General features: G+C 61.5%; 22 protein-coding genes and 1 pseudogene. 6 read left to right on the top strand and 17 right to left on the bottom strand.

Annotation, left to right across the window (positions count from 1 at the left end; all coding sequences use genetic code 11):
* Positions 1–8: 8 nt before the first annotated feature.
* Positions 9–647, bottom strand: coding sequence for a hypothetical protein (locus LCF60_RS03985; protein ID WP_292289808.1), 639 nt, complete (start codon positions 645–647; stop codon positions 9–11).
* A 107-nt stretch (positions 648–754) separates the two neighbouring features.
* Between LCF60_RS03985 and LCF60_RS24585 the strand changes: the two are divergent.
* Both LCF60_RS24585 and LCF60_RS03990 read left to right on the top strand, forming a co-directional pair.
* A pseudogene (locus LCF60_RS24585) lies at positions 755–994 on the top strand (lysozyme inhibitor LprI family protein); the annotation flags it as partial.
* Between the two features lie 93 nt (positions 995–1,087).
* Positions 1,088–1,411 (top strand): hypothetical protein, encoded by a 324-nt coding sequence (locus LCF60_RS03990; protein ID WP_292289809.1) that lies wholly within the window; start codon positions 1,088–1,090, stop codon positions 1,409–1,411.
* 55 nt (positions 1,412–1,466) lie between these two features.
* Here the strand turns inward: LCF60_RS03990 and glpK are convergent, their stop codons facing one another.
* The 8 genes from glpK to glpD form a co-directional block, all read right to left on the bottom strand.
* Positions 1,467–2,951, bottom strand: a complete 1,485-nt coding sequence (gene glpK, locus LCF60_RS03995) for a glycerol kinase GlpK (RefSeq protein WP_292289811.1) — start codon at positions 2,949–2,951, stop codon at positions 1,467–1,469.
* A 127-nt stretch (positions 2,952–3,078) separates the two neighbouring features.
* Entirely contained in the window at positions 3,079–4,791 is a 1,713-nt protein-coding gene (locus LCF60_RS04000) for an ABC transporter substrate-binding protein (RefSeq protein ID WP_292289813.1), read from the bottom strand.
* Positions 4,792–4,879: 88 nt separating this feature from the next.
* Positions 4,880–5,152, bottom strand: coding sequence for a DUF2160 domain-containing protein (locus LCF60_RS04005; RefSeq protein WP_292289814.1), 273 nt, complete (start codon positions 5,150–5,152; stop codon positions 4,880–4,882).
* Positions 5,153–5,174: 22 nt separating this feature from the next.
* A complete protein-coding gene (locus tag LCF60_RS04010; RefSeq protein ID WP_292289815.1) occupies positions 5,175–6,041 on the bottom strand; it encodes a carbohydrate ABC transporter permease in 867 nt (288 codons plus the stop codon).
* A 4-nt stretch (positions 6,042–6,045) separates the two neighbouring features.
* Complete coding sequence (locus LCF60_RS04015; RefSeq protein ID WP_292289817.1) at positions 6,046–6,915, bottom strand: sugar ABC transporter permease; 870 nt, start codon at positions 6,913–6,915, stop codon at positions 6,046–6,048.
* On the bottom strand, positions 6,915–7,991 hold the full coding sequence (locus tag LCF60_RS04020; protein ID WP_292289819.1) for an ABC transporter ATP-binding protein: 1,077 nt from the start codon (positions 7,989–7,991) through the stop codon (positions 6,915–6,917). Before LCF60_RS04020 ends, LCF60_RS04015 begins: the two co-directional genes overlap by 1 nt.
* Before the next feature lie 11 nt (positions 7,992–8,002).
* The gene (locus tag LCF60_RS04025) at positions 8,003–9,091 is read right to left on the bottom strand and encodes an ABC transporter ATP-binding protein (RefSeq protein ID WP_292289820.1); all 1,089 of its coding nucleotides are present in this window, start codon (positions 9,089–9,091) and stop codon (positions 8,003–8,005) included.
* Positions 9,092–9,104: 13 nt separating this feature from the next.
* Positions 9,105–10,703 (bottom strand): glycerol-3-phosphate dehydrogenase, encoded by a 1,599-nt coding sequence (gene glpD, locus LCF60_RS04030; protein ID WP_292289821.1) that lies wholly within the window; start codon positions 10,701–10,703, stop codon positions 9,105–9,107.
* A gap of 253 nt (positions 10,704–10,956) precedes the next feature.
* On the opposite strand from glpD, the gene LCF60_RS04035 reads away from it, so the two are divergent.
* The 4 genes from LCF60_RS04035 (at position 10,957) to LCF60_RS04050 (ending at position 15,540) form a co-directional block, all read left to right on the top strand.
* Positions 10,957–11,718 (top strand): DeoR/GlpR family DNA-binding transcription regulator, encoded by a 762-nt coding sequence (locus tag LCF60_RS04035; RefSeq protein WP_292289823.1) that lies wholly within the window; start codon positions 10,957–10,959, stop codon positions 11,716–11,718.
* A 140-nt stretch (positions 11,719–11,858) separates the two neighbouring features.
* On the top strand, positions 11,859–12,368 hold the full coding sequence (locus tag LCF60_RS04040; RefSeq protein ID WP_292289986.1) for a 2Fe-2S iron-sulfur cluster-binding protein: 510 nt from the start codon (positions 11,859–11,861) through the stop codon (positions 12,366–12,368).
* The gene (locus LCF60_RS04045; protein WP_292289824.1) at positions 12,365–13,348 is read left to right on the top strand and encodes a xanthine dehydrogenase family protein subunit M; all 984 of its coding nucleotides are present in this window, start codon (positions 12,365–12,367) and stop codon (positions 13,346–13,348) included. The genes LCF60_RS04040 and LCF60_RS04045 overlap by 4 nt, the downstream gene beginning before the upstream one ends.
* Positions 13,345–15,540: a xanthine dehydrogenase family protein molybdopterin-binding subunit gene (locus LCF60_RS04050; protein WP_292289826.1), complete on the top strand. Its 2,196-nt coding sequence runs from the start codon at positions 13,345–13,347 to the stop codon at positions 15,538–15,540. The genes LCF60_RS04045 and LCF60_RS04050 overlap by 4 nt, the downstream gene beginning before the upstream one ends.
* Before the next feature lie 18 nt (positions 15,541–15,558).
* Here LCF60_RS04050 and LCF60_RS04055 read toward each other — a convergent pair whose 3' ends face one another.
* The 8 genes from LCF60_RS04055 to LCF60_RS04090 form a co-directional block, all read right to left on the bottom strand.
* A complete protein-coding gene (locus LCF60_RS04055; protein ID WP_292289828.1) occupies positions 15,559–16,518 on the bottom strand; it encodes a GTP-binding protein in 960 nt (319 codons plus the stop codon).
* The gene (locus LCF60_RS04060) at positions 16,515–16,790 is read right to left on the bottom strand and encodes a hypothetical protein (RefSeq protein ID WP_292289829.1); all 276 of its coding nucleotides are present in this window, start codon (positions 16,788–16,790) and stop codon (positions 16,515–16,517) included. The genes LCF60_RS04055 and LCF60_RS04060 overlap by 4 nt, the downstream gene beginning before the upstream one ends.
* A complete protein-coding gene (locus tag LCF60_RS04065; protein ID WP_292289830.1) occupies positions 16,790–17,692 on the bottom strand; it encodes a polysaccharide deacetylase in 903 nt (300 codons plus the stop codon). Before LCF60_RS04065 ends, LCF60_RS04060 begins: the two co-directional genes overlap by 1 nt.
* Positions 17,693–17,714: 22 nt before the next feature.
* Entirely contained in the window at positions 17,715–19,172 is a 1,458-nt protein-coding gene (gene hydA / locus LCF60_RS04070; RefSeq protein WP_292289832.1) for a dihydropyrimidinase, read from the bottom strand.
* A 12-nt stretch (positions 19,173–19,184) separates the two neighbouring features.
* A complete protein-coding gene (locus tag LCF60_RS04075; RefSeq protein WP_292289834.1) occupies positions 19,185–20,117 on the bottom strand; it encodes an N-carbamoyl-D-amino-acid hydrolase in 933 nt (310 codons plus the stop codon).
* A gap of 63 nt (positions 20,118–20,180) precedes the next feature.
* Entirely contained in the window at positions 20,181–20,816 is a 636-nt protein-coding gene (locus LCF60_RS04080; RefSeq protein WP_292289836.1) for an aspartate/glutamate racemase family protein, read from the bottom strand.
* Positions 20,813–21,652, bottom strand: a complete 840-nt coding sequence (locus LCF60_RS04085; protein ID WP_292289838.1) for an ABC transporter permease — start codon at positions 21,650–21,652, stop codon at positions 20,813–20,815. Before LCF60_RS04085 ends, LCF60_RS04080 begins: the two co-directional genes overlap by 4 nt.
* 1 nt (position 21,653) lies before the next feature.
* A complete protein-coding gene (locus LCF60_RS04090) occupies positions 21,654–22,517 on the bottom strand; it encodes an ABC transporter permease (RefSeq protein ID WP_292289839.1) in 864 nt (287 codons plus the stop codon).
* Positions 22,518–22,536: the final 19 nt, after the last annotated feature.

Here is a 22,536-nt window from a genome sequence, read left to right on the forward strand (position 1 = left end):
TCCTGTTTTCAGTCGTCGATCTCGAGACTGGTCGGCAGGATAACCTGCGCACTGACTTCAATCATGCCGGTCTGAATGACGACCTCGGCCACGGCCTCGGTGCCGGACCAACCGTTGATCAGGTGCTGATAGATCTGCGCGGTCAGTTCGACCTGCTCGCCTGTGTTCCCTTCATCCCCTGCCATCAGGGCTTTCAGATCGACAGCGCCGCCCGTTCGATCCATGCCATCTTGGGTATCCATCCATGCGAGAAACGCCTGGTTGGTTGCGGACGGGTCCCGTACTTCCGGCACGTTGAAAAGCCCCGTGGTGCAATACACCCGGGTCTTCTGACCAATCTCGCCGAAATGGATATAGACCTCTCCGGGCGGGGTCATGTCGAGGACCCAGAAGATTTTCTCGTCCGGAACGCGTGCAACGGCGACCGGGCCACCCTGACCTTGTGACCGTGCGGACTCGAAAAACGCGGATGGTTCCGCCATCGCACTGCTGCACTGGGCGACGAACCGGTTGATCGATTCGGAAACAAGCTCGTTTTCTTGCGTCGCGGCACCTGTTCCAAACATGGACACAGCCGTGGCTGCAAAAAAGAGTCTCTTGTAAGTCAATGTCTTTCCTCCTGAAATGAATTCCCGGCTATTCGGCACCGGTGACGCGAGGTGGTTTTTATTCTACCCTCATGACGAAGAACGAGGTTGCAATGATGAGGGTTCCTTTCAGCATTTTCGGCGTGATCCTATCCGCCTCTGGCGCGATGGCGCAGGGGCCGAGTTTCGATTGCGCCAAAGCATCCACCCCCGTTGAAGTGGCGATCTGCTCGTCAACACATTTGTCGCGGCTCGATCGCGAGATGGCGAAAGTCTATGCGTCCTTGCGCAATGAACTCGGGGTTCAAGCCCGACAGGACTTGCTCGACCGACAGCGGGCCTGGCTTGCTGATCGCGACAATTGTAGGGGCAGCGAGACCTGCCTTGCCCGAAAGATGTCAGATCGGATTGACGCTCTCAAGACACGGGCTTCTTTCCCTTCCGAGCAGTCGGGGGGCATGCCGCCGTCCCTGATCGGCCAATGGTTTCCTCATAGCGACATGAGCAGCCCGGATGGTGTCCGACTGTCGTCCGGAGTAGCGGATTTCGGACGGAACGGACGCTACGAAATCGAGCAGGTCCGACCGGGTGGATGGGTGTTCCGGATCACCGACAGAAACCAGGACGCCATGCAGCTCATGTGCGGATATGATCATGCCACCTATGTCGCCTTCATGCCGGCCAGGATGCCGCATGTCAGCTCAGGCACGCTTCTTGAGTATCAGTTCACGGCGCAGGACGCGCCACTGCCGGAACCGGACCCGTCGAACCCGATGGACCTTCTGACCGGGGCGTGCAGCATGGCGTATTACGTCAGGAACTAGCGGCTTGATCTCCAGCCGTTTGTCCGGCTTGGTGGCGATCCCGGCAGGGCGGTGTTCAGAACCGCATCGTGGCATCGACCGCGCGTTGCCAGGCGGCGTATTTGGCTTCGCGGGTCTCTTCCTCCATCTGCGGCGAGAAACTGCGATCGAGCGCCCATTGCGCGGCGAATTCGGCTTGGGCGGGGTAGATCCCGGCGCGTTGTCCGGCCAACCAGGCAGCGCCCAGAGCCGTGGTCTCGAGAACCTTGGGCCGGTCGACCCGCGCGCCGATGATGTCCGAGAGGAACTGCATGGCATATTCGGACGCGCTCATGCCGCCATCCACCCGGAGAACCGCGTCTCCGGTTCCGCCCATGTCGGCCTGCATCGCCGCCAGCAGGTCGCGGGTCTGGTAGCCCACGCTTTCCAGCGCGGCCTTGGCTAGCTCCGCAGGCCCGGAATTGCGGGTCAACCCGAAGACCGACCCGCGGCACTCGGCATTCCAGTAGGGCGCACCCAAACCGGTAAATGCCGGGACGAGCACGACGTTCTGGGTCGGATCGGCCTTTTCCGCCAGCGGTTGGGTTTCCCTGGCCTCGCGGATGATCTTGAGCCCGTCGCGCAGCCATTGCACCACGGCCCCGGCGATGAAGATCGATCCTTCAAGCGCATAGGTCGGTTCGCCGTCCAGCTGGTAGGCGATGGTGGTCAGCAGCCGATTTTCCGAGCGCACCGGCGTCTTGCCGGTGTTGATCAGGGCAAAACACCCGGTGCCATAGGTGGATTTCAGCATACCCGGTTCGAAACAGGCCTGACCCACGGTGGCGGCCTGCTGGTCGCCTGCAATCCCGAGGATCGGGATCGGACGACCGAACAGGTCGGGACGGGTCTCGCCGAAATCGGCGGCGCAGTCCCGCACTTCGGGCAACATGCCCTTGGGGATGTTCAGCCTGTCACAAATGGTTTGCGACCAGCGCCCCTTGTGGATGTCATAGAGCATGGTGCGCGCCGCGTTGGTGGCGTCGGTGACATGCTGCCTTCCGCCAGTGAGGTTCCAGACCAGCCAGGAGTCGACCGTACCGAACAACAGCTCTCCCGCCTCGGCGCGGGACCGTACGCCCTCGACATTGTCGAGGATCCAGGCCAGCTTGGTGCCCGAGAAATACGGGTCGAGCAGGAGTCCTGTGCGGGCTGTCACGGTTTCCTCGAATCCGTCCGCCTTGAGCGATTTGCAGAAATCAGACGTGCGCCGGTCCTGCCAGACGATGGCATTGTGGACCGGTTTGCCGGTCGCGCGGTCCCAGACCAGCGTGGTTTCGCGCTGGTTTGTGATGCCGATCGCGGCAATGCTGTCGGCACCGCTGCCGGCCTTTTCGATTGCGGATCGACAGGTTGCCGCCGTGGTGGACCACAGGTCCGCCGGATCATGTTCGACCCAGCCGCTCTTGGGGTAGTGCTGGTCGAATTCTTCCTGCGCCGATGCGATGACGGTCAGAGTCTGGTCAAACAGGATGGCGCGCGTCGATGTCGTGCCTTGGTCGATGGCGAGGATATGGGTCATGAGCGGCGGGCCTCCTCTTGGTGACGTGTTCTATTGGTCCAGTTTTTCAGGACGATGGAAAAGGATCAAACAGGAAAAGAGACTGTGGGGATCGGGGCGCGGAGTGCGCGCCCCGATCAAAGGCAGCTTACTGCCAGGACTTGATCAGCTCATCATAGGCGATGGTCTGGGGTTCTTCGTCCTCGTTCTCAAGCTTGGCATAAGGCGCACCCGGCTGGTCGAACCAGTACTGCGCGTCCCGCTCTTCGTTCATGACCGGACCGATGTCTCCCTGCACGCCTGCGCGCTCAAGGCGTTCCATCACGCTTTCCTGGTCAGCACACAGCGAATCCAGCGCCTCCTGAGCGGTTTTCGAACCGGACATGGCGTCGCCGATGTTCTGCCACCACAGCTGAGCCAGCTTTGGATAGTCAGGCACGTTGGTGCCGGTGGGCGACCATGCCACACGCGCCGGCGAGCGGTAGAATTCGACCAGACCGCCCAGCTTGTCCGCACGCTCGGTGAAGCTCTCGTGGTTGATCGAGCTGTCGCGGATGAAGGTCAGACCCACATGGGATTTCTTCACATCCACGGTCTTGGAGGTGACGAACTGGGCATAGAGCCAGGCCGCCTGTGCCCGATCCACCGGAGTGGATTTCATCAGCGTCCAGGATCCCACGTCCTGATAGCCGACCTTCTGGCCTTCTTTCCAGTAAACGCCATGCGGGCTGGGGGCCATGCGCCACTTGGGTGTACCGTCTTCATTCATCACCGGCAGATCAGGCTTTACGGTGTCTGCGGTAAAGGCTGTGTACCAGAACATCTGCTGGGCGATGTTGCCCTGTGCCGGGATCGGGCCTGCCTCGGAGAAGGTCATGCCAGCGGCTGCGGGCGGCGTGTACTTTTCAAGCCACTCGATCGCCTTTTCGACCGCATAGACTGCGGCAGGCGCGTTGGTTGCGCCACCCCGTGCCACACAAGACCCGGTCGGCTGCGAGTTCTCGTTCACACGGATGCCCCATTCATCGACCGGAAGGCCGTTGGGTTCACCCACGTCGCCCATGCCTGCCATGGACATCCACGCGTCGGTGTAGCGCCAGCCGAGGCTTGGGTCTTTCTTGCCATAGTCCATGTTGCCGAAGACTTCGCCATCGACGCCCATGTGGCTGAGGTCACGACCGGTGAAAAACTCGGCGATGTCCTCATAGGCAGACCAGTTGACCGGAACGCCCAGCTCGTAACCGAACTGGTCCTGGAAATCGGCCTTGTTCTTTTCGTCGTTGAACCAGTCATAGCGGAACCAGTAGAGGTTCGCGAACTGCTGTGTCGGCAACTGGTACAGCTTGCCATCGGGTGCGGTGGTGAACTGTGTGCCGATAAAGTCGTCCAGATCAAGGGTCGGCGACGTCACGTCCGCGCCTTCGCCCGCGATCCAGTCGGTCAGGTTGCGCACCTGCTGATAGCGCCAATGGGTGCCGATCAGGTCGGAGTCGTTGATATATGCGTCATAGATGTTTTCGCCCGACTGCATCTGCGTTTGCAGCTTTTCGACGACGTCCCCTTCACCGATCAGGTCATGTGTGACGTTGATCCCGGTGATGGCGGTGAAGGCCGGAGCAAGCACCTGGCTTTCGTATTCATGCGTCGTGATCGTCTCCGAGACCACCTTGATGTCCATGCCCTGGAACGGTTCAGCCGCGTCGATGAAGAACTGCATCTCGGCTTCCTGGGCGGCGCGATCGAGCGATGACATATCGCCGATCTCTTCGTCCAGGAACGCGCGCGCAGCGTTCATGTCGGCAAAGGCCGGACCCGCGAGGATCAGCAGCGCTGCCGTTGTGGATTTCAGGTTGAGGTTCATTGGTATTGTCCTCCCATTTTGAACCGTTGAACGAGGATTTGTTGTTGCGTGACCGGGGTTCCTCCGTTCCCGGTCACGGCGCCTGTCGCTACACCCAGCGGAAGACCGCAGCGGCGTAGATCAGGCAGACGACGAGGGCAAACGGCTGTGCCGTGCCCACGATCCCGAGCCAGGCCAGATTGATGAAGGCCGAGCCCAGAAGGGTGATGAAAAGCCGGTCGCCCCGCGTCGTTTCGATCCGAAGGATGCCCGTACGGGGCGTTTCCGGGAACTTGATCGCGAGCACCGTGAAGGTGATCAGAAGGCTCGCGATGACGATGAAGAACAACGCGGTCGGCCAGGTCCAAGCCATCCAGTCCATTGAAAATCCTCCCTTTCCGGATTCAAACGCGACCCAGGGCAAAGCCCTTGGCGATGTAGTTGCGGACGAAGTAGATCACCAAAGCGCCGGGCACGATGGTCAGGATGCCGGCGGCGGCAAGCACACCCCAGTCGATGCCGCTGGCCCCTTGTGTGCGGGTCATGATCGCGGCGATCGGTTTCGCGTCCACCGTGGTCAACGTGCGGCTCAGCAGCAGTTCGACCCACGAGAACATGAAGCAGAAGAAGGCGGCGACCCCGATGCCAGATGCGATCAGCGGGGTGAAGATCTTCACGAAGAAGCGACCAAAGCTGTAGCCGTCAAGATAGGCAGTCTCGTCGATCTCCTTGGGCACACCGCGCATGAAGCCTTCGAGGATCCAGACCGCGAGCGGCACGTTGAACAGGCAATGTGCCAGCGCGACGGCAATATGCGTGTCGAACAGACCGACAGAACTGTAGAGCTGGAAGAAGGGCAGGGCGAACACCGCTGGCGGCGCCATCCGGTTGGTCAGCAGCCAGAAGAACAGATGCTTGTCGCCCATGAAGTGATAGCGGCTGAATGCATAGGCTGCCGGCAGCGCCACGGCGAGGCTGATCACCGTGTTCATGGTCACGTAGATCAGCGAATTCACGTAGCCCATGTACCAGGCGGGATCGGTCAGGATCGTCCGGTAATTGTCCAGCGTCAGGTCACTAGGCCAGAGCGTGAACGAATTGAGGATCTCGGTATTGGTCTTCAGGCTCATGTTCAGCAGCCAGTAGATCGGCAGCATCAGGAACAGAAGGTAAAGCCCCATGACGATGATCGAGCCGTTGATCCTGACACGCTTCCTGGTGCCGCCTGCTGTCAGATCGCCGGGAATGCTGGTGGTGGTTGCATCGGTCATCGGATCAACCCTCCCGCTTGTCGAGGTTGATCATCACGGTGTAGAACACCCATGATATCAACAGGATGACGAGGAAATACATCAACGAGAACGCGGCTGCCGGGCCAAGGTCGAACTGACCCAGAGCCATTTTCACAAGGTCGATGGACAAGAGCGTGGTGGTGCTGCCGGGGCCTCCGCCGGTGACGACGAACGGCTCGGTATAGATCATGAAGCTGTCCATGAAGCGCAGCAGGATGGCGATCATCAGCACGCCCATCATCTTGGGCAGTTCGATGAAACGGAACACCTTCCAGCGTGACGCCTGGTCGATCTTGGCGGCCTGGTAATAGGCGTCCGGGATGGATTGCAGACCGGCATAGGCCAGGAGCGCCACAAGCGAGGTCCAGTGCCAGACATCCATGACGATGATCGTGACCCAGGCCGCGAACGGATCGCTGGTGTAGTTGTATTCGATCCCAAGGGCGGCCAGCGTGTGACCCAGAAGGCCAATGTCGACCCGGCCGAACACCTGCCAGATCGTGCCGACGACATTCCACGGGATCAGCAAGGGCAGGGACATGAAGACGAGGCAAAAGCTGGCCCAGAAACCCTTCTTCGGCATATTGAGCGCCACGAAGACCCCCAGCGGAACCTGGATCAGCAGGATGATCCCCGAGAACATCAACTGCCGTCCAAGCGCGCCCCACATGCGGTCGTCGTTCAGCATTTCCTCGAACCACTCAAGGCCCGCCCAGAAGAACTGGTTGTTGCCGAAGGTGTCCTGCACGGAATAGTTCACCACGGTCATCAGCGGAATGACCGCCGAAAATGCGACAAGCAAGAGTACCGGAAGCACCAGGAACCATGCTTTCTGATTGACGGTCTTGTTCATTACGCGGCCTCCCCCTGCACGCGCCAGTCATTGGCGTAGACGTTGACATGGGCATTGTCGAAGATGACCCGGTTCATGTCGGCGCTGACCGGATCCGCCTCACCGGCGATGATGTTGATGTCCGTCCCGAAGAATTCGGCCCGAATGATCTTGTGGCGCCCGACATCCTCGACCCGGCGCACCTTGACCGGCATTCCCTCGGTCTGCGACAGCCGCACGAATTCCGGGCGCACCCCGATCTCGACCTTGCCGTCCAGGGGTTTGTACTCCTGCGCCAGCTCCATCTGGGCACCGCTCAGATAGGCTGTGTTGCCGTCGATCCGCGCCGGGATCACGTTCATGCCGGGCGACCCGATGAAATAGCCGACAAACGTGTGTTCCGGGCGCTCGAAAAGTTCCTGGGGTGTCCCGATCTGCACGACGCGGCCGTCATACATGACCACCACCTTGTCGGCGAAGGTCAGGGCCTCGGTCTGGTCGTGGGTGACGTAGATCATCGTGTGGCCGAAATCGCGGTGCAGCTTCTTGAGCTGTGTGCGCAATTCCCATTTCATGTGCGGATCGATCACGGTCAGAGGTTCGTCGAACAGCAGCGCGTTCACGTCCTTGCGCACCATGCCGCGGCCAAGGCTGATCTTCTGTTTGGCATCCGCCGTCAGGCCGCGCGCCTTCTTGTTCAGCATGTCCTCCATGCCGATCATCTGCGCGATTTCCTGAACGCGTTCAGATACATAGGTTTCGTCCCGGCCACGGTTGCGGAGCGGAAAAGCCAGGTTGTCGCGCACGCTCATCGTGTCGTAGACGACAGGAAACTGGAACACCTGCGCAATGTTGCGCTCGGCTGTGGGCGCGTTGGTGACATCCTTGTCATCGAACAGGATGCGCCCCTGGGACGGGTGCAACAGGCCGGAAATGATGTTCAGAAGCGTGGACTTGCCACAGCCCGACGACCCCAAAAGCGCATAGGCCGCCCCGTCCTCCCAGTCGTGGTTCAGTTCCTTGAGGGCAAAGTCGTCCTCGCTGCCCGGCTTGGGCAGGTATGAATGTGCCAGATTGTCGAGTGTGATCTTGGCCATGATGTCCTCCCTCAGGCCGCCAGCGCATAGGCAGCAGGCGCAACGAGTTTGCCGTCTTCGCCGAAAATATAGACATGGCGGGGATCGAGCCAGACGCTCAATTCGTCACCAAGCGTCAGGTTGTGAACACCGTGAATCAGGCCGACCCATCGCTCGCCATGATGATCGAGATGCACGAATGTCTCGGACCCGGTCAGTTCGGTGACGGACAGCGTGGTCTTGAATTCCATCGCGTCGGTTTCATGCTTGCCGATTTCTAGATGATTCGGACGGAAGCCGGCCAGGTAACGGCCATCATCCAGTTCCGCGATCTTGCCCGTGGCGGGCGCGCTTTGGCCGTCGCCGAACATGATGCGTCCGCCGGTCTTGGAAATGGCGAGGAAATTCATCGGCGGATCCGAGAACACCCTTGCCGTGGTGGCGTCGATGGGCTGGCGATAGACCGACGGGGTGGGGCCGAACTGGGTGATGCGTCCTTCCCAGAGCGTGGCGACATTGCCGCCCAGAAGCAACGCTTCCTCCGGTTCCGTCGTGGCATAGACAAAGATCGAACCGGAAGCCTCGAAGATCTTGGGGATCTCGACCCGCAATTCCTCGCGCAGCTTGTAATCCAGGTTGGCAAGCGGCTCGTCCAGAAGCACCAGCCCGGCATTCTTGACCAGGGCCCGCGCCAGGGCGCAGCGCTGTTGCTGACCACCGGACAGTTCCAGCGGTTTGCGGTCAAGCATCGGCGTCAGCTTCATCAGTTCGGCGTTCTCGCGAACACGGCGGTCGATCTCGGACTTGTCGACGCCCATCAGCTTCAGCGGAGAGGCAATATTGTCATAGACGCTCATCGACGGGTAATTGATGAACTGCTGGTAAACCATCGCCACCTTGCGGTCCTGAACGCGCTGGCCTGTCACGTCCTTTCCGTTCCAGATGATCTGGCCGGTCGCGGGAACGTCCAGCCCGGCCATCAGGCGCATCAGCGAGGTCTTGCCCGACAGGGTTGGTCCAAGCAGCACGTTCATCGTGCCTTTCTCCAACGTCAGGTCCGTCGTGTAGATATGCGTCAGCCCGTCAACGGTCTTCGACACGCCCTTCAATTCCAGCGTCATCAGGTCCTCCTCCTTATTCCGCCGCCGCGGACGCGGAACGGCGATGACGCGCCATCCAGTCATCAAGTGCGCGGGATTGATCGCTGTTCAGTCGCAGCCCCAGCTTGTTGCGCCGCCAGAGCACGTCCTCTGCCGTCCGCGCGTATTCATGGGTCATCAGCCAATCGACCTCGGTTTCCGTCAGCGTGGCCCCGAAGTCGCGGCCCAGATCGGTGGCATCTGTCGCATCGCCAAGGACATCGGCGGCCTCGGTCCCGTAGGCGCGCACCAGTCGTTTCGCCCAGAAGTCACTCAGAAACGGATAGCGCGCTTTCAGATCGTCGATCAGTCCGGACACCCCGTCGACCGGAAAATCCCCGCCGGGCAGCGGCACACCGGCGGTCCAGCGCCCTTTGTTCACCGCAAGCTGTGCGGTGATCTTGTCCAGCGCGCTTTCCGCAAGACGACGGTAGGTGGTGATCTTGCCGCCAAAGATGTTCAGAACCGGAGCCCCCGCGCTGGTATCCACTTTCAGCGTGTAATCCCGTGTCGCCGCCGTGGCGCTGCTGGCGCCGTCATCGTAAAGCGGCCGCACGCCGGAATAGGTCCAGACAACATCGTCGCGGCTCAGGGGCTGTTTGAAATACTGGCTGGCGAAATCGAGCAGATAGTCCTGCTCTTCGGGGGTGCATTCGGGTTTGACCGAGGGGTCGCTATGCTCTGCATCCGTGGTGCCGATCAGCGTGAAATCGGTCTCGTAGGGAATTGCGAAGATGATGCGCCCGTCGGTTCCCTGGAAGAAATAGCACTTGTCATGGTCATAAAGCCTGCGAGTCACGATATGGCTGCCGCGGACCAGCCGCACACCTTCGCGCGAGTTCAACCTGACCTTGGACTGGATGATGTCGCCAACCCAGGGCCCACCCGCATTGACCAGCATCCGCGCATGAAAGGTCTGCAATTCGCCATTTTCGGTATCGCGCGTTTCGACGCGCCAGTGCCCGTTTTCATTGGCTGCACTGATCACCTTGGTACGCGTCTTGATCTGCGCCCCGCGCGCTTCTGCGTCTCTCGCATTGAGCACGACAAGCCGGGAATCCTCGACCCAGCAATCGGAATATTCGTACGCCTTGGTGAAACGCTCCTGAAGCGGCCTACCCTCCTTGGAGCCGCTCAGATCAAGCGTTTTCGTGCCGGGCAATATCTTGCGTCCGCCCAGGTGGTCATACATGAACAAGCCTAGGCGGATCAGCCAGGCGGGCCTGCGCCCCTTCATCCAGGGCATGAACACGCCCAGAAGTTTCGATGTCGGCGTATCGGAGTCGAACCGCATATCTTTATGATAAGGGAGCACAAAACGCATCGGCCAGCTGATGTGCGGCATCGCCCGAAGCAAGGTTTCGCGCTCGATCAGCGCCTCTCGCACGAGTCTGAATTCGAAATACTCAAGATATCGCAGGCCACCATGAAACAGCTTGGTCGAAGCCGAAGAGGTGGCCGAGGCCAGATCGTTCATTTCGACCACGGCGACAGACAACCCACGGCCGGCCGCATCCCGGGCAATACCGCATCCATTGATCCCGCCGCCGACGATCAGCAGGTCCAATACCTTTGTGTCCGAAGATTCAGTCACGCGTTTCTCCCCAACCGCGTCGCATTGCCAGTTATGTCGGCTGACGTCACGTCTTGCAAGCTTTATTTTCGTTTTCTTTCGTTTATGCGCCCTAGCGAAAGAAACCTCGCGCATGGGCGGTCTCTTGCAGCCCGCAAAGAGCACGAGAGGCGCCGTTGAGAGTTTTCGATTGTTTTTTGGCGCGTTTCTGGCGAGTCTTTCAAAAACCCGTGCCGGCCAGACATCGCGCTCGGGAAAAAACGAAAGGCCAGTGATGTCGCAAACGTTCCGCCATCCCGAAATACTCGAAATCGCGCGCCGGGAGGGAAAGGTGACGGTTGAGGGGCTCGCCGAGCATTTCGGTGTGACCTTGCAGACTATCCGCCGGGATCTGACCGACTTGGCCGAAGCTGGCCGCCTCGAACGTGTGCATGGCGGGGCTGTCCTGTCTTCTGGAACGACCAATATCGGATACGAGGAACGTCGGTCGCTGAAATCCGAAGCCAAACGCGCCATCGCGCGGGCCTGCGCGGCGCAAATTCCGGGGAATATCTCGCTGTTCCTGAACATCGGGACCTCGACAGAGGCGGTCGCGATGGAGTTGATGCACCATGAAAACCTCATGGTCCTGACCAACAACATGAACGTCGCCAATATCCTGGCCGGCAACCACGGGTGCGACGTGATCCTGACCGGTGGGCAACTGCGTCGCGCAGATGGCGGATTGGTTGGAAATCTCGCCACCGAAACGATCAAGCAGTTCAAGTTCGATCTTGCCGTGATCGGCTGTTCCGCACTCGACCGCGAGGGTGATCTGCTTGATTTCGACATTCAGGAAGTCAGTGTCAGCCAGGCAATCCTGCGCCAGTCGCGCAAGACGTTCCTGGTGGCGGATCAGACGAAACTCACCCGCAGCGCCCCCGCACGGATCGCGTCGCTTGCCAATATCGACACGTTCTTCACGGATGTGCCGCTGCCGGCCGATCTGGCGGCCGTTTGCACCGCGTGGGGAACCAAGGTGGTGGTTGCCTCCTGATGGTCTGAAGCCTGCGTTCCGTGAGGCTGGGAACCCCCGCGCACATGCGGCGTTTGACGACATGAGCCCTCCGCAAGGCCGTGGTCCGCCGAACGGCCCACGGTGCGGACCTGTCCAACGAGAAGGTTTCTCTCATGTCGCTGCACACCACATTGTGGATCAATGGCGAGACTTACGCGCTTGACGCCGATCCCCGAACGACGCTGCTTGATGCAATCCGCGATCACTTCAACCTCACCGGATCGAAGAAGGGCTGTGACCACGGCCAATGCGGCGCGTGCACGATGATCGTCAACGGCCGGCGGATCAATTCCTGCCTGACGCTGGCCTGCATGCATGACGGCGACGAGATCACCACCATCGAGGGGTTGGGCCAGCCTGGGGCAATGAGTGCGCTTCAGGAGGCCTTTGTCAGGCATGACGGGTTCCAATGTGGCTACTGCACCCCCGGACAGGTCTGTTCGGCGACGGCGATGCTCGAAGAGGTTTCCCAAGGCTGGCCGTCGCATGTCTCCGAAGATCTCGAGGGCCCGGCACCGCTTTCAGAGGCGGAAATCTCCGAGCGGATGAGCGGCAATCTGTGCCGGTGTTCGGCTTATCCCGGCATCGTCAATGCAATCCGTGACGCGGCCGAAGGAGGCACGACATGAGGGCTTTCGACTATGCCCGCGCCACGAGCGCGACCGACGCCACCGCCAAGGCCGCCGCTGGCGCGACGATCATTGCAGGTGGGACGAACCTGCTGGATCTCATGAAGCTCGAGGTGATGGCCCCCGAGCAGATCGTCGACATCAATCGCCTGGATATGAACCGGATCGAGCACACCGAGTCCGGTGGGCTGCGGATCGGCGCGCTGGTCACGAACAGCGATCTGGCCGTGCACCCGGTGGTGCGCCGTGACTACGCGGTCCTGTCCCGCGCGCTGCTGGCCGGGGCGTCGGGGCAATTGCGCAACAAGGCCACGACCGGCGGCAATCTTCTTCAGCGCACCCGCTGCGGCTATTTCTACGACACCGCGATGCCCTGCAACAAACGGGAACCGGGGACGGGCTGCCAGGCAAGGGACGGCTTCAACCGCATTCTTGCGATCCTCGGCACCTCGGAGCACTGCATCGCGACGCATCCGTCCGACATGGCCGTGGCGATGCGGGCATTGGATGCCGAGGTTGAAATCGAAAGCGCCACCGGCATTGCCCGGACCATCCCGCTTGTCGACCTGCACGTTCTGCCTGGCGAGACCCCGCATATCGAGACGACCCTTGACGAGGGCGATCTGATCACCGCCGTGATCTTGCCGCCACCGCCGGGGGGAGTGCACCGCTACCGCAAGGTACGGGACCGTTCGTCCTATGCCTTTGCGCTTGTCTCCGTCGCTGCCGTGCTTCGGATCGAGAGCGGCAAGATCGCGTCCTGTGCTCTGGCGTTCGGCGGGCTTGCCCCCAAACCCTGGCGCGTGGCCAAGGTGGAAGACGCCCTGACAGGGCAAGAACCAAGTCCCGAAATCTTCGACAAGGCGGCCGACATCCTCTTGGCCGATGCCAAGGGCTACGGGGCCAATGACTTCAAGATACCGCTTGCCCGGCGCACGTTGAAAGCCGTGTTGCGGGAGAGCGTGGAGGCCGCACAATGACCGCGCATCTGAAATTGGACAAACCGCAGTCGGACCGTCTGGGCGACATGGCGCAGGGCGTCATCGGGCGGGAAACGCCGCGCCGGGAAGGTCCCCTCAAGGTGACCGGCCGCGCGCCCTACGCGGCAGAGGTCGGGGATGGGACCGAAGCAGTGGGCGTCTTTGCGCGGGCCACCATCGCCAAGGGCAAGGTCACGAAGATCGGTCTCGACGCGGTCCGGGCGCTCCCGGGTGTCTGTGCCGTCATCACAGATGAAAGGCTGCTGAGAAACCCGGCGCAAGGCACGGCCAACACGGCGCCCGTGCAGGGGGGCCGGGATGTCGCGTATTTCGGTCAGCCCATCGCGCTGGTCGTGGCCGAGACCTACGAGCAGGCGCGCCATGCCGCGCACGGTCTCGAAATTGCCTATGACGCGGCAGAGGATGCTGCCGTCACGCCCGAAGACGCAGAACCGGAATCGCTGGAAAGCAAGCAGATCGACATCGGCGATCTGGACACCGCCATGTCACACGCGGCGCACAGCATGGACGCAACCTATACAACGCCCAGCCAGAACAGCGCCGCGATGGAGCCGCATGCTTCGATCGCCGTCTGGAAAGGGGATGAGCTGACGCTTCACGGCTCTTACCAGATGCTGAAGTTCAACCGGAACGAACTGGCGGATTCGCTGGGGGTCGATCCCGAAAAGGTGCAGATCAAGTCGCCTTATGTTGGGGGCGGGTTCGGCTCGAAGCTTGGCATCGCGCCCGAGGCGGTAGGGGCCGCTCTGGCCGCGAAAGAGTTGGGTCGTGCCGTGCGGGTGGTCCTGACCCGGCCTCAGGTCTTCGAAGCGACGATGCGGCGGTCCGAAACACGTCAACGGGTCCGGCTTGCCGCGGATGCCGACGGCAAGCTGACCGGAATCGGACATTCCGCCTGGGTGTCGAACCTTGTCGGCGAAGCGTTCAGCGAACCTGTCGCTCAGGCCACGCATTTCACCTACGGCGGTGCAAACCGGTCCTACAGGCACCTTATCCATCGTGTGAACCGCACCTGTGCGGGTTCCATGCGTGCTCCGGGCGAGGCGGTCGGGATGTTGGCGCTGGAAAACGCAATGGACGAACTGGCCCATGCGGCAGGTGTCGATCCGGTGGAGTTGCGCCTGAAGAACATTCCCGACAGGCACCCCGAAGACGACAAGCCGTATTCCTCGCGCCGCTTCGCCGATTGCCTCACGGAAGGTGCCAGGGCGTTCGGCTGGCACAAACGCAATCCGACACCGGGGCAGACCCGCGACGGCGAATGGCTCATCGGCCTTGGCATGGCCTCGGCCGCGCGGGGCAATATCCTGTCGGAAAGCCATGCCCGCGTCACCCTGCACTCGGATGGCACCGCGACGGTCGAAACGGACATGACCGACATCGGTACCGGCACCTACACGATCCTCGGGCAGATCACGGCCGAGATGCTGGGCCTGCCGCTGGACCGTGTGAATGTGGCGCTTGGGGACACGGCCTTTCCGCCTGCTTCTGGTTCGGGCGGGTCATGGGGCGCCGGATCGTCGGGATCGGCGGTCTTTGTCGCCTGCCAGAACATTCGCGCCGCGCTGGCCGAAAAGCTGGGCATGGAGGAAGACCAACTGACCCTGACCGAGGGATCCGTCATCCGGAACAACACGCGCGAACCGTTGAGCGCCGTCCTCGACGATGACTTGACCGTCGAAGGCCATATCGAACCCGGTGACACGTCCGAGGAAGTCCAGCAGGCGGCCTTTGGCGCCCATTTCGCGGAGGTCGCCGTCAGCGCCGTCACGGGCGAAACCCGCGTGCGGCGAATGCTGGGGTGCTTTGCGGCCGGACGGATTCTCAACGAACAGACCGCACGGAGCCAGTGCCACGGGGGCATGATCTTCGGGATCGGCGCGGCCCTGACCGAAGAGTTGGTGCACGATCCCCGAGACGGGCATATCGTGAACCATAATCTCGCCGAGTACCATGTGCCAGTGAATCTCGACATTCCGCAGCTCGAGGTGATGTTTCTCGAGGAACGCGACGCGCATGCAAACCCGTTGCAGTCGAAAGGCATCGGCGAGCTTGGCATTTCAGGCGCAGGTGCGGCGGTCACCAACGCGATCTTCAATGCCACCGGCGTGCGCGTGCGCGACTACCCGGCAACGCTGGACAAGGTGCTGCCGGGTTTGCCGGACATCTGATGCATGCGGCTGCACCCCTTACGCCGAAAACCGTGCCAGTGACGCGGCGAGTTGGTTCTCGGTGAACCCGCGTCCGATGACGGCGATGGTGTTGTCGGTGTCGCATGACGTCTCGGGGTCGGGCAGGATTTCCGGCGATTGAACCGACCGCCGCACGCTTTGCAGCAACAACCGACCCGCCGGTGTGCGCACCACGCCCTTGACGCGCACAACCTGGTCGCCGCGCGCATAAAGCAGCGCCGACAGCCAGACCGTGAAGGCGGTCCAGTCAGGTCTGTCGCCCAGATCAAGTCGCGTTGCCCGGATCGGTTGGCTGTCTTCGTCGGGCAATTGGTCCAGCGGGGCAGGGCGCGCGTCTTCGGACAGCGCCGGTAGGTCCAGACCATTGCCGAACCGCGCCGCCGTTTGCGCCGCACCGGGCGCGAGGCGGGCCAGCGTGGCGCGCAGCGTGTCGATCTCGGCTGGAGCTGCCAAGTCGGTCTTGGTCAGGATCAACCGATCCGCCGCTTCGATCTGTTTGCGGCTGAGCGCCTCTTTCCGGATCTGGTCAAGCGCGTTCTGGGCGTCGATGATCACGATGGTTTCGACGATCAGGATCTGACGCACCAGAACCGGGTGCGCCTGGATCATCGACAGGATCGCACCCGGATCGGCCAGGCCACTGGTCTCAAGAACGATGTTTTCAAGCCGTCCCGCCGGTGCGGCCACCTGGCTGCGCGCGTCGCACAGGGCCAGGAGCGTCCGGCGCAGGTCGTCCTGCCCGTCGCAACAGACGCAGGCCCCCGAAAGCAGAGTCATCCGGTCCGCCGCGGCGAGCAACGCATCGTCGACCGGCGCATCGGCGGCCTCGTTCACGATCACATGGACCCGCCCGAACCGACGCTCGAATAGCTGATGGCGAAGCCAGGTTGTCTTGCCCGACCCCAGAAACCCGCCAAGAAGGGTCAGCCGAAGGCGACCGTCGCTGTTGTCGGTCATGGATCCAGTGGATCGAGCGGCCGGCCCCGCAGGGTTTCGACCTCGCGCCAGACCGCTTCGAGATCGGGCACGATACTCTGCGCCCCGCTGAGGGACATCACCTGTATGCCCGGAATGACGCCGCCATCATGCGCCGTCACGCCAGTTCCCTTGAGAACCCTTTGCAGGACCTGAACACGGCGGAACCGTTCGCGCAGACGGTCATGCGGCGTGGCGGCCCCGGCTTCGGTCCAATGCCCCGGTGCCGCAGGATACCCACAGGCGCTGCACATCAGATCACCTCGGGCCGGGCCTCGCCGTCGAACGGATAGCGGGCGCGGAAATCGGTGGCGATGTCCTCGAACTTCATCCATTCGCAGCCGTCATGCCCGTTGATGTACTCGATCAGACGTTCCAGCATCAAAAGCACCTGCGGACGGCCCGCCACGTCGGGGTGGATGGTGATGGCGAAGACGCCATACTCCATTTCCCGGTAGACCCAGTCGAACTGGTCTTTCCACAGCTGTTCGATCACGCGGGGATCGACAAACCCGTGGCTGTTCGGCGCCTTCTTGATGAACATCATCGGCGGCAGGTCATCGACATACCAGTTCGCGTCGATCTCCACGAGGTCGATCTCGGGACCCCGCTTGAGCGGCTTCATCCACTCTCCGGCGGTCTTGGTATAGTCGATCAGCGTCCATTCGTCCCCGGACCGGGCGTAATGCACCTGGAAATCGCGATAGCTCTGGCTGTGGTCATAATCGAACCCGTGTTTCAACAGCAGGTCGGCGGTCGAGGCGGACATTTCCCACCACGGCGCGACGTAGCCCCTTGGTGCCTTGCCGGTCAGCCCCTTGATCAGTTCGATGGATTTGACCAGCACCTCTTCTTCCTGGCTCGGGGTCATCGCCACCGGGTTCTCGTGCGAGTACCCATGCGCGCCGATCTCGTGACCGGCCGCGACGATCATCTCCATCTCTTTCGGGAAGGTTTCGATGGAGTGTCCCGGGGCGAAGAAACTTGTCTTCAGGTCATACTTGTCGAACAGCCGCAAAAGGCGCGGCACACCGACCTCGGTCGCGAAGATGCCGCGCTGGATGTCGTTCGGGCTGTCGCCTCCTCCGTAAGAGCCGATCCAGCCCGCGACCGAGTCGATATCGGTGCCGAACGCGCACATGATTTTCTTGGGCATTGCAGTTTCTCCTCCTGGGATGTCAGACGCCGATGGGCATGTGTTTGGGGTCGCGTGCCACCGGGCGCGGCGCGACCAGCTCTTTCCACGTCGACAAGGCCCGGCTGACCGGCGGATAGGCGTCGCGCTTGATGAAACGGCCGCGTCCGGGCTGTGGCTGGCTGTTCGCGTCGGCCGCCCATACCACGTCGCCGCGCGACAGGGTAAAGCGCGGCAAGGCGCTGACCGTGAAGCCTTCGAACACATTGTAGTCGATGGCGGATTTCTGGGTTTTCGCGCTGATGGTCTTTGACGCAGCCGGATCCCAGACGACAAGGTCGGCATCCGCGCCGACCAGAACCGCCCCCTTTCGGGGATAGATGTTCAGGATCTTGGCGACGTTGGTCGAGGTCAGACCGACGAATTCGTTCATCGTGAGCCGCCCGGTTTCCACGCCATAGGTCCACAGGAGCGACATCCGGTCCTCCAACCCTCCGGTGCCGTTCGGGATGCGTGTGAAATCGCCGACGCCCATGCGTTTCAGTTTGGTGGTGAAGGCGCAATGATCGGTTGCGACGACCTGCAACGAACCGGCTGCCAGACCGGCCCAAAGCCCGTCCTGATGCTTCTTGTCCCGAAAAGGCGGTGACATCACGCGCTGCGCCGCATGGTCCCAGTCGGGATGCGCGTATTCGCCTTCGTCAAGCAGCAGATGCTGGATCAGCGGTTCACCCCAGACACGCTGCCCGTTCTGCCGCGCGCGACGGATCGCCTCGTGCGCGTCTTCGCTGCTGGTGTGCACGATATAGACCGGCACTCCGGCGGCATCGGCGATGGTTATGGCGCGGTTGGTCGCTTCCCCCTCGACCGAGGCGGGGCGGGAATAGGCATGCGCCTCTGGCCCGGTACTGCCCTCGGCCAGGTATTTTTCCTGAAGCGAGGCCACCAGATCGCCGTTTTCCGCATGCACGAACGGCAAGGCGCCCAATGCGGCGCAGCGGGTGAACGACGCGAACATCTCGTCGTCGTTCACCATCAGCGCGCCCTTGTAGGCCATGAAATGCTTGAAGCTGTTCACGCCGCGTTCGACCACGACCGCCATGTCGTTGAAGATCTGTTCCGACCAGCCGGTGATCGCCATGTGAAAGCTGTAGTCGCAGGAGGCCTGCCGCGCGGCCCGCTCTTCCCATTCGTCCAGCGCCGCGAGGATGCCGTCCTCGCCCGGAATGATGTAATCCACCACCATCGTGGTGCCGCCAGAGGCCGCGGCAAAGGTGCCGCTTTCCCATGTCTCGGCGGTGCGTGTGCCCATGAAGGGCATTTCCAGATGGGTATGCGGATCAATCCCGCCGGGCATGACGTAGCAGCCCGAGGCATCCAGCACTGTGTCGCCGGTCAGCTCAGGGCCGATCGCGGCGATGGTCTGGCCCTCGATCAGGACATCAGCGGCGTAGGTGCGATCGGCTGTGACGATTGTGCCACCTTTGATTAGGGTCGACATGCGGGGGCTCCTTTACGCGGGGGGAATTGCGCCGGTGCGTTCGACGATCAATCCGTAATGTTCGGGGCGTCGATGCGCGGCGAAGTCAAACACCGTCTGTTTGTAGGTCTTGCCCATATCCAGGTCGCAGGCAGCGGTGATCACCTCGTCCTCGACCGTGACGGCCTGCGCCGCGATTTCGCCCGATGGCGCGACGATCACGCTTTGCCCGCCCATGGCCGAGCCTTCTTCGTTGCCACATTTTGCCGTTCCCACAACCCAAGTGGCGTTCTGATAGGCACCGGCCTGCATTGAAAGAAGGTTGTGGAACAACGTGAGGCTGTCCATCGCCTGTTCGCCGACATGACCGAAGGGCGTGTTGTAGCCAAGCATGACCATTTCGACATCCTGAAGGCCCATCACGCGGTAGGTTTCGGGCCAGCGCCGGTCGTTGCAGATGGCCATGCCCATGTGACCTCCGAAAGCCTTGACCACGGGAAAGCCCAGATCGCCGGGTTCGAAATACAGCTTTTCAAGATGTTGAAAGTCGCGGCCCGGCTGCGGTTCCGCGTGACCCGGCAGATGAACCTTGCGATAGGTGCTGACGATGTTGCCGCCCTGATCGACAAGGATCGAGGTGTTGAAGCGCCGCTTGACGCCATCCACCACGACCAGTTCACCATAGCCAAGATAAAACCCGATCCCCAGATCCTTGGCCGCGTCGAAAAGCGGTTGGGTCGCGGGGCCGGGCATGTCCGTCTCGTAGTAGCTGTCCAGTTCTGCCTCGTCCTCGATCATCCAGCGGGGAAAAAACGTGGTCAGGGCAAGCTCGGGAAAAACCACGAGTTCGCAGCCACGCCCCTTGGCCTCGCGCATCATCTCAAGCAGACGTGCGACGGTGTGCACACGGGTTTCCGATTTGGCGATCGGTCCCATCTGGGCGGCTGCGGTGACGAGTTTACGCATCGGGGACGCTCCTTGTGTGCGGTGGAAACATGGCGGTACCGGCCCGAAAGAGACCCGCCCCGGTCACAGGAGTGCCCCGATCTGTACGGCTGCCTTGACGCCATCGATCATGCGAACCGTGATGTCGGGGCCGGCGGCCTGAGGAACATGGGACATGCCGGCACAGCCCAGTACGACCGACTGAATGTCGTCTTCGGCCTGAGCGTGGCGGATTGTTGCGAGAACCTGCTCGGTCGATGCGTCGCGATCGGTCTCAAGCGCGAGAACCGGAACGCCGCTGGCCCGGATTTTGGCAAGCTGGCCCGCAAGCCCATAGGACGCGATGTTGTCCTCAAGCACGGGTGTCGACACCGGCAGGGTGGTAATGACAGAAAACCTTGGCCCGGCAAGAGCGGCCAGATGATAGGCCGCCTGTCCGATCCCGATCACCGGACACGTGGCAAGGGTGCGGGCTTCGGTCAGGCCGGTGTCGTCGGCGCACGCGATCACGATCAACCGCGCGCCCGCGCGGGATGCTCTCTCGACCAGCTTGAGCAGCGGTGGGATGCAGGCCTCGCCGTCTTCGGGTCCCTGAATGGCAGGTGGACCATCATGCGAGGTCCAGGCCTCGATCATCGCATCCGGGGCTGCCTTGCGCGCCGTGGCCAGAATCGCTGCGGTCATGCTTTCGGTGCTGTTGGGGTTGATGATGACGATCATACCAGCCCCTTGCCGGCATCCGACCCCTTGCTGGCCCGGCGGCGGTTCATCCACACCGCGACACCGAGGAAGAACCCGATCACGAGCAACGAAAACACCGTGGTCAGCGTGCCAAGCGCATACAGGACGGGTGAGGTCACGTTGGTTGTCATGCCGTAGATTTCCAGCGGCAGCGTGTTCTTGCTGCCCGAGGTCAGCAGCGTGCGCGCGAATTCGTCATAGCTCAGCGTGAAGCCGAACAGAGCCACGCCGATCAGCGATGGCGCGATGATAGGCAGGACCACGTAGCGGATCGTCTGCCAGGCCGTCGCGCCCTGATCCCGTGCCGCTTCCTCGTAGCTTTTGTCGAACCGGTTGAAGACGGCGAACATGATCAGAAGCCCGAAGGGTAAGGTCCAGGTCAGCTGCGCGCCAAAGCCCGAGGTGGACCAATGCACATTGATCCCCGCCTGGTTGAACAACAGGCCAACCCCCAGCGAGATCAGGATCGACGGGATCACCAGAGCGGTGATAATCAGGTAGAACAGGATCGTGGACCCGGGAAACCGCTTGCGAAAGGCCAGCCCACCCATGACCGACACGACGATCGTGGTGACCATCACCATGAAGCCAAGCGCAAGGCTGCGCCGGAAGCTGCCCCAGATGTCACCCACCGCCTGCTGCTCGAAGAGGTCGAAGAACCAGTAAAGCGACACGCCCCGCATCGGAAAGGTCAGACCACCCCCCGGTCCCTGGAAGGACAGGATGCCGATGGTCAGTGTCGGACCGTAGAGAAACAGGATGAACAGCGCGAAGAACGCTGTCAGAACATAGAAGGAGCGCGGTCTGGGTTCCATCTCAAAGCTCCTTCCGGATATCGACGAACCGCAGAAGGATGCCGATGACGATCAGCACCGTCAGCAAAAGCACGATGGCCGTGGCCGAGGCGGACGGGTATTGCAGCAATGCAATGTCGTTGGAAATCAGACGACCGACATTGGCGGACTGGCTGCCCGACATGATCCTGACGGTGAAGAAATCGCCCATGACCAGCGTGACCACGAAGATGGTTCCGATCATGATGCCCGGCTTGGTCAGCGGCAGGATGACGTTCCAGAGGATCTGCGCGCCATTCGCGCCGCCGTCCCGCGCCGCCTCGATGAGGCTCTTGTCGATGCGCATCATGGTGTTGAAGATCGGCACCACCATGAAGAGCGTGTAAAGATGCACGAAGGCCAGAACGACCGAGAAGTCGCTGAACAGAAGCCATTCCAACGGCTCGTCTATGACCCCCCACGAAATCAAGGTGGTGTTGGCGATGCCGTTGCGCCCGAGAAACGGAATCCAGCTGATCATGCGGATGATGTTCGAGGTCCAGAACGGGATCGTGCACAGCAGAAACAGCGCGACCTGCCATGTCAGGCTGTGGATGTGAAAGGCCAGGTAATAGGCAACGGTAAACCCGATCAGGAACGTGAAAACCCACGTGATGATGGCGTATTTGAAGGTGTTCAGAAAGACGGTGTACGTCACCGGTGATCCGAACAGGAATTCGTAATTGTCGAATTCGAATGCCGGGATGATTGAAAACTCGGTTGCCTGCCAGAAGCTGACAATGGTGATCATGATGATCGGCAGAACAAGGAAGACCCCCAGAACAAGCGCCAATGGAGAGACCATCAGCCAGCCGATCAGGGATTTGCTTTCGCGCAGATTTTGCATGGTGTTCCGGTTGGCCCGT

It is taken from the genome of Marivita sp. (assembly GCF_020055635.1).
In the GTDB taxonomy this organism is placed as follows: Bacteria; Pseudomonadota; Alphaproteobacteria; order Rhodobacterales; family Rhodobacteraceae; genus Marivita.

Excerpts from the sequence above, each read along its gene's own strand:
- LCF60_RS03990 (WP_292289809.1), top strand. The coding sequence starts at position 1,088 with ATGAGCAGCCCGGATGGTGTCCGACTGTCGTCCGGAGTAGCGGATTTC.
- glpK (WP_292289811.1), bottom strand. The coding sequence starts at position 2,951 with ATGACCCATATCCTCGCCATCGACCAAGGCACGACATCGACGCGCGCC.
- LCF60_RS04000 (WP_292289813.1), bottom strand. The coding sequence starts at position 4,791 with ATGAACCTCAACCTGAAATCCACAACGGCAGCGCTGCTGATCCTCGCG.
- LCF60_RS04005 (WP_292289814.1), bottom strand. The coding sequence starts at position 5,152 with ATGGACTGGATGGCTTGGACCTGGCCGACCGCGTTGTTCTTCATCGTC.
- LCF60_RS04010 (WP_292289815.1), bottom strand. The coding sequence starts at position 6,041 with ATGACCGATGCAACCACCACCAGCATTCCCGGCGATCTGACAGCAGGC.
- LCF60_RS04015 (WP_292289817.1), bottom strand. The coding sequence starts at position 6,915 with ATGAACAAGACCGTCAATCAGAAAGCATGGTTCCTGGTGCTTCCGGTA.
- LCF60_RS04020 (WP_292289819.1), bottom strand. The coding sequence starts at position 7,991 with ATGGCCAAGATCACACTCGACAATCTGGCACATTCATACCTGCCCAAG.
- LCF60_RS04025 (WP_292289820.1), bottom strand. The coding sequence starts at position 9,091 with ATGACGCTGGAATTGAAGGGCGTGTCGAAGACCGTTGACGGGCTGACG.
- LCF60_RS04035 (WP_292289823.1), top strand. The coding sequence starts at position 10,957 with ATGTCGCAAACGTTCCGCCATCCCGAAATACTCGAAATCGCGCGCCGG.
- LCF60_RS04045 (WP_292289824.1), top strand. The coding sequence starts at position 12,365 with ATGAGGGCTTTCGACTATGCCCGCGCCACGAGCGCGACCGACGCCACC.
- LCF60_RS04050 (WP_292289826.1), top strand. The coding sequence starts at position 13,345 with ATGACCGCGCATCTGAAATTGGACAAACCGCAGTCGGACCGTCTGGGC.
- LCF60_RS04055 (WP_292289828.1), bottom strand. The coding sequence starts at position 16,518 with ATGACCGACAACAGCGACGGTCGCCTTCGGCTGACCCTTCTTGGCGGG.
- LCF60_RS04060 (WP_292289829.1), bottom strand. The coding sequence starts at position 16,790 with ATGTGCAGCGCCTGTGGGTATCCTGCGGCACCGGGGCATTGGACCGAA.
- LCF60_RS04065 (WP_292289830.1), bottom strand. The coding sequence starts at position 17,692 with ATGCCCAAGAAAATCATGTGCGCGTTCGGCACCGATATCGACTCGGTC.
- hydA (WP_292289832.1), bottom strand. The coding sequence starts at position 19,172 with ATGTCGACCCTAATCAAAGGTGGCACAATCGTCACAGCCGATCGCACC.
- LCF60_RS04075 (WP_292289834.1), bottom strand. The coding sequence starts at position 20,117 with ATGCGTAAACTCGTCACCGCAGCCGCCCAGATGGGACCGATCGCCAAA.
- LCF60_RS04080 (WP_292289836.1), bottom strand. The coding sequence starts at position 20,816 with ATGATCGTCATCATCAACCCCAACAGCACCGAAAGCATGACCGCAGCG.
- LCF60_RS04085 (WP_292289838.1), bottom strand. The coding sequence starts at position 21,652 with ATGGAACCCAGACCGCGCTCCTTCTATGTTCTGACAGCGTTCTTCGCG.
- LCF60_RS04090 (WP_292289839.1), bottom strand. The coding sequence starts at position 22,517 with ATGCAAAATCTGCGCGAAAGCAAATCCCTGATCGGCTGGCTGATGGTC.